11 protein-coding genes and 1 pseudogene are annotated in these 12,073 nt (G+C 44.5%); 2 read left to right on the forward strand and 10 right to left on the reverse strand.

The features are described from left to right. The 4 genes and pseudogenes from ACKPQ4_RS07265 to ACKPQ4_RS07280 form a co-directional block, all read right to left on the reverse strand. Positions 1-527 (reverse strand): annotated as a pseudogene (locus ACKPQ4_RS07265) (peptidoglycan glycosyltransferase); the annotation flags it as partial. 1 nt (position 528) lies between these two features. Next, entirely contained in the window at positions 529-855 is a 327-nt protein-coding gene (locus tag ACKPQ4_RS07270) for a hypothetical protein (protein ID WP_407680523.1), read from the reverse strand. Positions 856-878: 23 nt separating this feature from the next. Continuing rightward, entirely contained in the window at positions 879-1,850 is a 972-nt protein-coding gene (gene rsmH, locus ACKPQ4_RS07275) for a 16S rRNA (cytosine(1402)-N(4))-methyltransferase RsmH (RefSeq protein ID WP_407680524.1), read from the reverse strand. Positions 1,851-1,973: 123 nt separating this feature from the next. Then, positions 1,974-2,420: a division/cell wall cluster transcriptional repressor MraZ gene (locus tag ACKPQ4_RS07280; protein WP_407680525.1), complete on the reverse strand. Its 447-nt coding sequence runs from the start codon at positions 2,418-2,420 to the stop codon at positions 1,974-1,976. 154 nt (positions 2,421-2,574) lie between these two features. Here ACKPQ4_RS07280 and ACKPQ4_RS07285 point away from each other — a divergent pair, with 154 nt between their 5' ends. Next, positions 2,575-3,333 (forward strand): TlyA family RNA methyltransferase, encoded by a 759-nt coding sequence (locus tag ACKPQ4_RS07285; protein ID WP_407680526.1) that lies wholly within the window; start codon positions 2,575-2,577, stop codon positions 3,331-3,333. Between the two features lie 21 nt (positions 3,334-3,354). Here the strand turns inward: ACKPQ4_RS07285 and ACKPQ4_RS07290 are convergent, their stop codons facing one another. From ACKPQ4_RS07290 to trpA, 6 genes are all read right to left on the reverse strand, one after another. Further along, positions 3,355-5,745: a hypothetical protein gene (locus tag ACKPQ4_RS07290; RefSeq protein WP_407680527.1), complete on the reverse strand. Its 2,391-nt coding sequence runs from the start codon at positions 5,743-5,745 to the stop codon at positions 3,355-3,357. A 91-nt stretch (positions 5,746-5,836) separates the two neighbouring features. Beyond that, positions 5,837-6,604, reverse strand: a complete 768-nt coding sequence (locus ACKPQ4_RS07295) for a hypothetical protein (RefSeq protein ID WP_407680528.1) — start codon at positions 6,602-6,604, stop codon at positions 5,837-5,839. A 34-nt stretch (positions 6,605-6,638) separates the two neighbouring features. Then, positions 6,639-8,273, reverse strand: a complete 1,635-nt coding sequence (locus ACKPQ4_RS07300) for a hypothetical protein (protein ID WP_407680529.1) — start codon at positions 8,271-8,273, stop codon at positions 6,639-6,641. Between the two features lie 24 nt (positions 8,274-8,297). Further along, entirely contained in the window at positions 8,298-9,116 is an 819-nt protein-coding gene (locus tag ACKPQ4_RS07305; protein WP_407680530.1) for an NAD(+)/NADH kinase, read from the reverse strand. Between the two features lie 44 nt (positions 9,117-9,160). Next, positions 9,161-10,102, reverse strand: coding sequence for a tRNA (adenosine(37)-N6)-dimethylallyltransferase MiaA (miaA, locus tag ACKPQ4_RS07310; protein WP_407680531.1), 942 nt, complete (start codon positions 10,100-10,102; stop codon positions 9,161-9,163). Between the two features lie 25 nt (positions 10,103-10,127). After that, positions 10,128-10,940, reverse strand: coding sequence for a tryptophan synthase subunit alpha (gene trpA / locus ACKPQ4_RS07315; RefSeq protein WP_407680532.1), 813 nt, complete (start codon positions 10,938-10,940; stop codon positions 10,128-10,130). Between the two features lie 69 nt (positions 10,941-11,009). Here trpA and ACKPQ4_RS07320 point away from each other — a divergent pair. Next, the coding region (locus tag ACKPQ4_RS07320) for a 3-deoxy-D-manno-octulosonic acid transferase (protein ID WP_407680533.1) at positions 11,010-12,073 on the forward strand (1,064 nt) is incomplete at its 3' end.

Raw genomic sequence — 12,073 nt, forward strand, 5'->3', positions numbered from 1 at the left:
ACATAGCCAAGGACATGTGAAGCAAAGTTTTGATTTGGATATAATCTTGAGTGTTTATAATTTCCATACACTCCATCTATTTCAAGTTTTTGAATTTTACGGTAGGTAGAATCATCAACCTCATCTTTCAATTTCACCCATCTGATAGGTTTCATTGCCGTTACACCATTTCCGGAGTGTATGAATTTTCGCCGAACTGACTCTTCAACTTTTTCTGAATCAAGATCCAACAGAGTTGCCAACTGCTTTAACTTGTTACTGTCCTTTTCTTTAAATGAATGTGGATCAACCCCAAGAACAACTACTGATCGTGTGGTTGCAAGAAGACTACCTTTACGATCGACGATATCCCCTCTTCTTGCTTCTTCATGAATAAAATTCTTACGGGCGTTGCTAGCGAGGTTTGTATACTTGTCGCTTTGCCAAACCTGTAGATGCAAAAGCCTTCCCCCAAGAGTACAAAAGGTTAAAAGAATCGCCAAAAATACAAAATAAAATCGATATGGGGAAATAAAGACGTTTTTCATTCTAACGCCTTACCGAAAACTTTCTTTGGGGAAGTTCATCTTTTCTTGCGAGACCTGATTGTCCATTGGAATACATTTCTCGTTCGGAGACATGAACCGTTCTCCTTGCCGATGGGATGGTTAATCTCCCCGTCACAAGTTGTGCAAGTACGGAAGGTCTCAACATTGTTGATTTCCTCCCCCTGAGTTCCCTAAGTTCTCGAGCTACCATCTCCCGTTGATCCTCAAGATTTCCACATTTTTTTGCGGTTGCGGATATCTCCATACGTAACCAAACGATGGAGATAGCACCGCTCCCGAACAGTGAAACTGCAAGTATTATAGACATCCACCACACCCGATTCATCAGTCTTACAGTTCCGGTTGTTTTAGTTTTGTTAAAAACCTCAACCGCGCAGATCTACTGCGCGGATTATTTTCGACCTCTTCCTTACCAGGGAAAATAGCTTTGGACCCATTAAGTTTTGCGCAAACAATTCTATCTTGCTGAGCCCTCCCATCATATTTGGATTCTGGGCGACCAGCCATTTTCCTCATAAATCTTTTAACAATTCGATCTTCCAAAGAGTGGAATGAAATTACTGCCAGAACGCCACCTTCCTTTAACGCTCTAAATGCTTTTGGTAAAGTAACCGCCAAAGCTTCAAGTTCGCCATTAATCGCAATCCGAATACCCTGAAAAGTCTTCGTTGCTGGGTGAATTCGCTGTCGAAAATTCCTCCCACCTACCGCATTACTTACCAATTCAGCAGCACTCATTGTTCGTGACAGAAGGCCTGTTCCTCTTGCCTGAATAATCGCTTCTACTACTCGCCTCCACCTTTTCTCTTCCCCGTATTCCCTTACCGCCCTGACTAGGCTTTCATAGGAGGCAGTCTCTAGAAATTCAGCCGCACTTTGACCCACCCTCGGGTCTAACCTCATGTCAATCGGGGCATCCAATCTGAAGGAAAAACCCTTAAGGGGTTCCATTAATTGGAAAGATGAAATTCCTAGATCCATGAGAATGCCATCAAATTCACCAGCCGAAGAAAACTGATCAAGATCACGGAATGAAGAATCGCAGAAATTAAACCGATCATCAAACTCAAGCACAAACGATTCCGAGCGATCCTTAGCATCCGGATCACAATCCATCGCTAATAGATTATTCTCACTACTGGCCTCTAAAATTGCCCGGGAATGCCCTCCCCCACCAAATGTTAAGTCAGCAAACGACCCACCGTGCCTAGGCTCAAGAGCAGCCAGGCATTCATCTAGCAGAACGGGAATATGCTTCACCGCTGTTGGAGAACATACAAATTCAACCGCACCACAATACATTTCTACCCCCCCCGAGATTGACGTTTATTAAAAAAGAAGCGCGAGGGAGGAGGTGGCACCCGGAGTCAAATCCCCTTCTTAGGACGACCACCCTAAAAGTCGTCCAAAACTTGCTACCAAGCATCATAACCCCAACTCCCTCATCGCATCGAAAATATTTCTCTGGTCCTCGGCTGGCCGCTTTTCGTAGCGCCCGACAGACCAAATAGCAAAAGCGGAGAAGTTTCCCACCAAGACTGCCTTGCCCTTGATACCTGCATGAGCCAACAACTTGTCGTTCAGATTGATTCGCCCTTGCTTGTCGCACCCAAATGAATGGGCTTTTGAAAATAATTCCATAAAGAGTGCCTGAGCTCTTACATCGCTGAGGCTTGCCTCTGCCACTTTTTCCTCCAACCGACTTACCATCTTGGGTGGATAAACAGTTATATAACCTCCGGGATTGGGTAGTGCCAGGTAGGTATTCTCGTCTCCCGATATCCTCCACTTTGACGGAATAGTAACCCTCCCCTTGCTGTCCAAAGCATGAGTAAACTCGCCTACAAAGAAGGTTGTCGTCTCTTTTTCCATTCGCTCTGTTTATTCGTGCATAAATTACCACTCCACACCACTTCTTGCCACTTTAACCCACTTGGGTCAAGTTTTTTTACAAAATTCTATGGAAATCTATAAATAAGTTATTCGGTAATTGAACGATTTGCCATGATCGGCACCCTGTAAACAGATGAGCAAAAAAATACGTGCAGATGAATTATTGGTCCTTTGCGGCTTGGTCGATAGTCGTACAAAAGCTCAAGCTTGTATTTTGGCAGGCCAGGTTCGGTATAAAGGCGAAAAAATTCACAAATCAAGTCAACTTTTGCCATCGAATGAAGTACTCACACTTGATACACCGATGCCCTATGTGGGTAGAGGTGGAATAAAGATGGAAAATTTTATTAAAGAATCAAAATGGTTGGTTCGTGACTTAGACATTTTGGACCTTGGGGCTTCCACTGGCGGATTTACAGACTGTCTTTTACAGATGGGAGCCAAATCATCAACCTGTGTAGATGTTGGCCGAGGCCAGTTACATTACAAATTGAGAAAAGACAATAGAGTTACCAACTTCGAAAAAATGAATTTAAGGTCCTTACAACTAAACGACCTACCCCGCACATGTTATCCTTTAATTGTGATGGACTTGTCCTTTATATCGCTTCGTAAGGTACTAAGGGAAGCCTGGCAATTTCTTGAAACCAACGGTCGCATGGCCGCTTTGGTAAAGCCTCAGTTTGAATGCCACAAAAAAGAAGCGGATTTAGGACGTGGTGTTATAAAAGATAAAAACATACACCTCAGAGTCCTGGAAGAGATTAAACAATTTGCCGATCTAAACTTAAACGGGTCTCATTTACTCATCGAAACAACCTCAGAACCTAGAGGGAATGATGGTAATACTGAGTTTTTTATTGGTTGGGAGAGATTACCAGATCCCACCTAAGAAATTGAAAAGTGGGGAATTTTATTCCTCGAGGCTAGATGATACCAACTCCCTGAGAATTTGATCTCTTGAAAGCATACCTCTAGATAGTTCCAAATTCCTTTGCATGGCGACTGCTTCATCTGCTTCTGTAGCCTTCCCTCTTAGCGAATAGATGTCACGAAGCTTGCCAAAGATGACTTCATTCTCATTCCTTTCAACCTCAGCCCACTTACCATCAACTGGCAGGGCACCAGCCCCTTCAAGAAAAGAAATTACTGTTGATCGCTCTTGGTTCAATTCTTCGATGCCAGAGTTTAGGCTTTTAATTTGACGATCAAGGCTGGCCTTTTTAGCCGATTCCTCTTCCTTCAATTCTGCTTTATCCTGTTCAAGCTTTTGAACCTTAGAACGAGAATTTCTCTGCTTTGCATCAAAGTATGCCTGAGCGGTACCTGAATTCTTTTTACTGAACTGATGAATTTTCAAATCTTTATTATCTGCCTTATCAGACTCAATTAGACGCTTTTTGATGCTTTCAATTTTCTTGGCAAAAGCATCAGCTTTCAAGTGCCTTAAATATTCCCGGCAGAGAGTTGAAAAGGGTAAATTCTTGAACGCAGCAGGACGACGATCCGTTTTTCTGTCCAAAAGAAAAACAACCTGCCCGTTTCGGGATTTTCGTACAGAACGGGTAAAAAAGCGTACTTCATCTAATGATGAAACTTCCTCCAAGGGTTCTCGATTAGTTCTTTGCTCACTTGCTCTTCTCTCCAACCCAAGAACCATGGACTGAACTCCCATTTCAGAATCAGAAAACGAAACCTTCCTTTGCTTTGCTTCACTAGAGCTCAAGAATCGCTCAAGTTCATCGGAATTTCTCAAAGCGGAGAAGTCAGGAAACTTTCGTTTTATTTGGTCGGCAAAGGTGTTTAAGTTATCGAGGAAATCAAGAGCTGACTCCTGTGCTAATCGACTAGCCTCCCTCTTGGCATCATTGGTATCTTGTGCAGCTACTTTTTCACGAACCTGCTCAGCAACATCCTCAAATTTAACATCTTGAGGAACACTATTATTACCATCTCCTTTGACTGAGGAATCCTCCCCAGAGAGGAAATCCAAACGATTTCGTTCAAAGTAGGAACGAAGCCTTGCTTCATCAGCAGGCGTTGGAGGGGTTAGAAAGCTTTGATTTTCAAAGACCATCGCAGTGGCAAAGGTACGAGGTTCTTCAGCAAAAACATCCAACTCCCGATTATCCTCGAAATAGGCTAGCAATTTATCCGAAAGTATTTCCCTAAACTCCATGGACTTGGCATCGCTCTTAATTAAGGGCGAAGATTTACCAAGCGTACCATTTTCGAGTTCCAAAGAGATCATATTTCCCTTTTTTTCAACTGCCAGAATCCCCAGGTCCTTTTGATTAAGAGCATTAATTAAAGCTAAAGCACTTTTATTAATAGTCTTTCCAAGCACAACCTTAACGGTTGAACCGTTAGTATCGGCTGCAGATTTACTGAATACAAAGTTGTACTTTTTCGTTCCGTAAGAAACGGATAAGGAATCACCAGCACTGGGTAGCTTGGAAAGTTTCACTTGCCCCAAAGATAGGTTTTTAAGTGGCAGAGCGGTTGCTGAAAGAACAGCAACATCCCCATCCCATGCAAATGCGTTTTCGTGACTGAGGGCATTAATTTCGCCCGCCAATGCAAATCCACGAGTTTGGTAAATCCGATCAATTTGGTTGTCTCTAAAAGCGGCATAAAGAACGGACTCCAGTTCATTTGCAGACATTCCAAATCTTGACCCAACCATCGAAAAAACTGAGGACCGGTTTGCTTCTGACTGCAAAGAAGGATCCAATCGGCTGAGAAAGTTAAGGAATTCCGCATTAACTGCAGGATGATTCACCTGAGGGGACAAGAAGTCCCACTCATCGGCCTGAAAACCTAAGGCAACACGCGACTCAATGGCTGCATCCAAAAAATCGCCATCATAAGATCCAGACCGGGCAATTTCGCGAGCTTGAAAATCGGGAGCAAAATTTGGCCATGCCTGCATATATTCAAACATCCTTTGCATGGCATCACGATCAACCTCCTCAGGATTTGCCCGAAAAGCTGCTTGGATTTGTTGCTGCAGTCCCTCCATGTAAGCAGTGCCTGCCTTGGAAATATCTTCGCGCCCAGGGCTGGACATTACCCCCATGGCACCTGCTGCACGGGTGGTCACGCTAAGAAAACGTCTCTGATCCGGATCGTTCCAATTATATCCGAAAAACTCTTTCTTTTCTCGCCCACCGTCAGACATCAGGTCAAAAACCGAGGATCCTTGGGACAGGTACAAAACAAAAGATACCACTACTAACAAGAGCAGAAGTATAAATACAAATTTACCTTTTTTGGAAATAAAGTGCTGAAGGGCTGTAATCATAAGATCGTCAATTCAAACCAATTGTTAAAAGATCCATGATGAAGACAGCACGCCTAACGTCAAATCTTTGCAATTTGATCGATCAATAATTTTACTTGGCAACCAAGACCGGACGATCAGAAAAAATTAATGAACTCATCCAACTTTGCCTCTTCGATCCATCTTCCTTAACAAAGGGGCGCATAACCACCATCTTTTCTAGAACCAAAGCTTTTTCAGTCTCTTCAGAGCAGCGTAAAAAATACTTGTAGCTTTCCTCGGGTATATTTTCTTCCTCTTCCAGAACAATCTTGGGTAACTTGATGGTCACAGTAACCCGGTCACTCACGCGGCTCCATTCACCTGTCATCATTTGGGGAAGACCTGCACCTGCAACCCTGGCCCCACCCTTATCACCAAATGTAATCTCAATCGGGAAAGATGCCTTGCGCGACTTTCCTAAGTTTCGCATTAATAGAAGCGAAGAACCGTCGTCATTCCTTAAACCCTTTATGGACTGAAAGGCATAGCGAACACCCCGCTTAATTAAAAAGAATTCTCCTGGTTTTTTGTCGTCATCTAAACGAATAATTCTTTCACCATCTCCCACCTCCCATGTGCCTAGTCGGCTAACCGGTTTCATTTGCGGATGGGCGAAACGAATTTCCGCAGACAACTTGCTTGGGGATTGTGATAAGAGCAGCTCGACCCGGCACTCTTTACCATCGGTGATTAAATTCCCCTCAAAAACTTCATAGACCCAGTCTTTAACCTCTCCCACATAGGAACCCTCGGGGTCTTCATGCAGACAAGAAGAAAGCAAAAACAACACCCCATACAGGAGGAAGTTTTTTACCCAGCGCATACTAAATTCAAACATCAGGATCGAATCTTGAAAAAAGGTTTAAGGAAACTCAATCCTTTCCCGCTGGATCCTTGGGTATAGAAACCAAAATTCGATGATACATAGAACAAGCCAACAAAAACCCAACCCCAAGGAAAAGTGACCAACTCGGCCCTGCTTTGTCTGTTTGAGTAAAGACTAGTTCCGCCTTTTTTATTTCCCCCGCACTCCGGCGCATCCTCACCTCTGGGAACAACCGGAGAGGTTCCTGCCCTCGTTGCCCAGGCAGAAATACATCTTCATCATACACTCGTTTAACAAAAAGTAATTCCCTCTTACTTCGATCAAAAAACAGATGATCAGACCAAGCATAATAATCATCGGGACGAGTGGCTCCTTTGCCAATGTACTGCCAAAGTTTTTTCCCGGACTCGTCCTCGTCCACTTTTTTAAATTTTCGAAAATTCAAGCGAAAGTTTCCATCCACTTTTTCCCATTCTCCCGCGACATCTTGTCCGCCCTCTCCATTATCATCATAAACGGCGGGCAAAATCCCCCATGCCTTACCTGACCATATTCCAAAACCAAGTTGATACCGGTCCGATGCACCCTCCATTGAATACTCAACCCAGGGAGATGGGTTTAAATATAAATATATTTTAGAAAATAAAAAAATAAGCAGACACAAAGAACCAGCCAATCCAGTCATATTTCTTCGAAAAGTGGACGACTTCACCTTTTGTTCTCTCTCCCATTCCCATTCCCGCTGCTTTTTAACCTCCTCGTTTGTTAGGCTGTTCACACCATTCTTTTTTTCCGAAACCATTCCGTAAACCGACAAATCTTCGACTCCTGGAATAGCCTCCATCGATTGAGCAACTGTAAAAAAATCGCGATTTACCGCTTTCCCTGCCCAGACTTGCCAAGCTAACCATTCATCGCTGGGTTTCTCACTTTTTTGGATAATCGATTGAGCGAGGCTTCCCATTGCTACGAGATCCCAACTCTCTTCCGGTATTTCCAAAAGGTTGGTGTCCGGCGGGCGGTAAGCCTGGCTTTCATTAAGAGAGTCTTGGTATTGCAAGCTTTGAGAAGAAAAGGCAGTTACATTTTTAATATCGTCCCCAAGCGGTTGGAAGCAGCACAGTTTAGCCAGGGCAAATTCAGATATCCAGGCAACGAAATCCCCGTCCTCTTTTTCCTTCAATAAAATATTACTAGGTTTTAAATTACCATGAATAACTCCCGATGCGTGTGCCCGGTTTAACCCGCAATGCATGTCAATTATGATCGACTTTAATTCTTCTGGGCCAATACGATTAGAATCGTGAGCAAGCCAATCTGCCAAGGACCGTAAAGCAACCTCCTCAAATTCTTTGTCTTCGGATTGGCTAGGTGTGGGTACTTGAACGATCTTCCCATCAAACCAAGCAAAGGATATCCAGTGCTTCCACTTGAGAGTGCCACTTGCAAGCATCGGCCAAACCCCGCGCCCTTCAATCTGTTGAATAGCTCGACACTCTTGAGAAAAGTAGTCGGTAAAACCTTCTTTTTCAGAAAGTTCGCGATGAAATAACTTCAGGTACTTTAACTGTCCTTTCTCTTCCCCAGAACTTGCTTCCCCTGAGTAACTTTGGCCACAAAATCCTTCCCTAATCCACTTTTGGACATTATACGGACCAATTCGTGTGCCTGCAGATAGCATCCTAACCGATTCCTTGAAGTTTAATCATCCCCATTTCAATTTGTTTCGCAAGACCTTGAAATGCGAATGATCAACCGTTTCCATCAAAGGAAAAGTCTTTGAAGAAACAAAGATTTCCAACGGGAAGTAGGGAGATGGAGAAAAAGCCTCACCACCATCTGCCGAGACATGGGGAAGCGTGTTGTTTTCACCACCCTCTATCCTGAGGTTTATTCCGGAAGGAAACACGAGGGGGCGACTAGTCAGGCTATGTGCGGAGATCGGGGTCATCAGCATGACCTCTGCCTCCGGATGAGCAATTGGTCCACCCGCAGCGAGGTTGTAAGCAGTCGATCCGGTCGGCGTACTAAAAACGATCCCATCCGATGCATAGTCCGCCACCCTTTCGCTCCCACAAAAAACTGAAAACCTTCCAAGACGGCCGGCTATACCACTTTTGATCACAAAATCGTTTAGGGCCAACTTCTCGCTCCCTCCGGCTTCACGACAAGCCAGCAGACTCCTTCGGCGCACATGGAAATCTCCCTGAAGCAAAGGGAGTAAACATTTTTTAAGATCATCAGGGGGTAAGGTCGCTAAAAAACCAAGCTTACCCAAGCCGACTCCCGCCACGGGGACTTCATGGACAATGGCCTCTTCCAAAATATTTAGCAATGTACCATCTCCCCCAACTGAAAAACAGGCATCCATCCCTTTGAGAAATCCAGCCGGACATGGAAACTCCTCAGTCAGCCGAACCTCAACTCCCTGATTCTTGCAAATTTCTGCCAAAATCCGGGCTACTTCACCCGTGCCAGACTTGGTCAGGTTGGAAACTATGGCAACGCTGCGTAATGGATTCATCTTAAAAAACTATTCTTTTAAGCTAAGTCGATCCATGGAATCGGTCAAGTGCCCGCCACCCATGGTAAATCTTCAGACGATATATGATCGTTGGGTTTTATAATGAAGTGAGATTGCTGGGGAAACCTTTTCCTAAACCACTTTCGCTGCTTCGAAACTAGTTGGCGGGTAGACCTAGTGATCGACCTAGACAAGTTTTCAACCTCACCACCATTTTTTAAAAACTCAATTACTTCCCTATACCCTACCGAGGAAGCAAGACTGACATGATTGTCAATCCCCTGCAAAATCGCACGCTCAGTCTCTTCAATCATACCTGCCTGAAGCATTTGTTGTGTCCGCTGTTCAATGCGTGCAAGGAGGTCATCATTCTCACGGTCTATCCAAACCAGTTTTTTTTGAAATGCTTGATAAGGCAGCGGCATCTTGGCGAATTCATCTTTTAAATCATTCAAGGAAAGGCCCGTCTGCATACATCTTTCCAATGCCCGCAATACCCGTAGAGGGTTATTCGCATCCAAACCGGCAAGACCATCCGGGTTTAACTCATTTAACTTTTTAAGAATCTTAGAAAGGCCACCCGTTTCAAAAAGTTTTTCTGCCTCATTTCTAACCTGCTGCTCAATTTCAACACCGTCTGATATCGGACGCAAAAATCCATCAAGAAAAAATCCACTTCCTCCCACTAAAAGAACTTTTTTTCCACGGTTAAGAATTTCCTCTACTTTTCTACTGGCATATGCATGAAATTGGCGGACATCATAGGTTTCGCTAAGGTCAGCAAGATCAAGCCCATGATGAACGATCTGTTTTTGCTCTTCTATAGATGGCTTGGCCGAACCGAGATTAAGGCCGCGATAGAAAGATACAGAGTCGCAGGAAATAATTTCTGCACCATTTTTTTCTGCCCATTCGATTGACAAACCGGTCTTACCTGCCGCAGTTACTCCTCCTAGTAACCAAAGTTCCCGGACTGTAGCACCCATGGAACTCAAGTTTACAAAGCAGCCTTTATGCAGCGGTTAGACCGCCCACCAAAGCCCGAGTCTTTTGTTCAATTGCAGCAAGCATCTTAGGAGTACTCTCCAAGTTTTGGGGAATGCAATTTACCAATGCACTACCCACAACGACTCCATCAGCAACCTTGGCAACCTCAAAAACTTGCTGAGCCGAAGAAATTCCAAAACCCACAACCAAAGGAAGATCAGTGTGCTTGCGAATGGCTGCGACCCGCTCGTCTAAATCACCGGCTAAATCATCTCGCTCTCCGGTCACCCCCTCCCGGGAGACATAGTATAAAAACCCAGAAGCTCGTTTAGCAATTTTAACAATACGCTCTTTGGGGGTAGTCGGGGCAATGATGAAAATATTGGCCAACTCACTTTCTTTGCATGCATCGAGCAATTCATCTGCCTCTTCAGGTGGCAAGTCTAGAGTTAGCAGACCATCCACTCCTGCTTCTTTTGATTTTCGAGCATAATTTTCAATTCCCTGAGAAAAAATCAAATTATAATAAGTGTAAAAAACAATGGGTATCTCGGAGAAGGTCCTAATTTCACGAACCAAACGAAAAACATCTTCCTGAGTACACCCAGCCTCCAAAGCCCGTTGAGCGGCCAATTGATTGGTCAAGCCATCCGCAAGCGGATCGGAAAAAGGAACACCAAGTTCCAAAATGTCCACGCCCTCCTTAATCAAAGACCTGCAGACCTCCAAAGAACGATCAAAGTCAGGATCACAAGCGCAGACATATGCCACAAAGGCCGAACGACCTTCGGCCTTGCAATCAGAAAAAAGTTTCGCGATTCGGTCAGAATTCATCATATAAGAAATAGCCTTGAATCATTCCTCATCCAACCCGAACTGGCAACGGTAAACAGGACAGTATTGCCCATGATATTTTTCTACCGTCTCGCCTTTCCTTTTCTGGCTCTCCTTGTGTCGCCTTACTTTATATACCGAATGCTCAGGCGAGGTGGATACAGCTACAAAATCTCCTATCGCCTTGGCCTATTTCCTACACTTCCCCCCAAAAAAGCAGACTGTAAGCGCATCTGGATACAAGCGGTCAGCGTTGGCGAACTCTCCTCGCTTTCTAAAATAATTGACCAACTCCAAAAGAACACAAGCATCGAAATTGTACTCACGGGGACAACCAGTACCGGTTTACTTATGGCTTCCCAACGCTATAAAAACTCGCTACTTGCCCAAGGGCCCTTCCCTCTCGATTGGTGGCCAGTTAGCCGATTGGCCTGGGCGAAAATCAAACCCGACTTAATTCTTACTGTAGACAGCGAATTGTGGCCTGAACACTTTCATCAGGCTAGTCTTCGAGGCATACCTGCCCTGGTCATTAACGCCCGACTTTCCGATCGTACATTTAACCGGCTGCAATCATCCCCGATAGCCCGAAGCTTGCTCTTACCCAAAGGACTTGAAATCCTTACCACCTCAGAAAGACAGCGTTCAAGATGGATAGAGATTGGCATTCCGCACGACCGTGTTGAAGTTGTTGGAAACCTCAAGGTGGACGCCGTTACCTCGCCCCAACTTGACCAGTCTGACTCAGTAAAATTAAAAACTGAATTTGGATTCAGTGAAGATTCCTTTGTACTTACTGGTATATCTACCTGGCAGGGAGAGGAAGAAATGCTCGTTGATACCCTCTTGGAATTAAGGGATCTAAAGTTTGATGCTCGACTCCTCTTAGTACCCAGGCATGCGGAAAGAAGAAGGCAGATCACATCGATGCTCCAACAAAAGAGCCTCCCTTACCACCAACGTACGCAAAAAAAACAAGCCCCTACCGGCACTTTAGTATACTTAGCAGATACTACCGGCGAACTTAGTAAACTCATCGAATGTGCAGACCTTGCCTTTGGAGGAAAAACTCTGACACCCAACCGGGGCGGACAAAACCCAATCGAACCCATTGCACTTGGAATCCCTTTGGTTTT

Source organism: Candidatus Chordibacter forsetii, assembly GCF_964187505.1.
Lineage (GTDB): Bacteria > Verrucomicrobiota > Verrucomicrobiia > Opitutales > Seribacteraceae > Chordibacter > Chordibacter forsetii.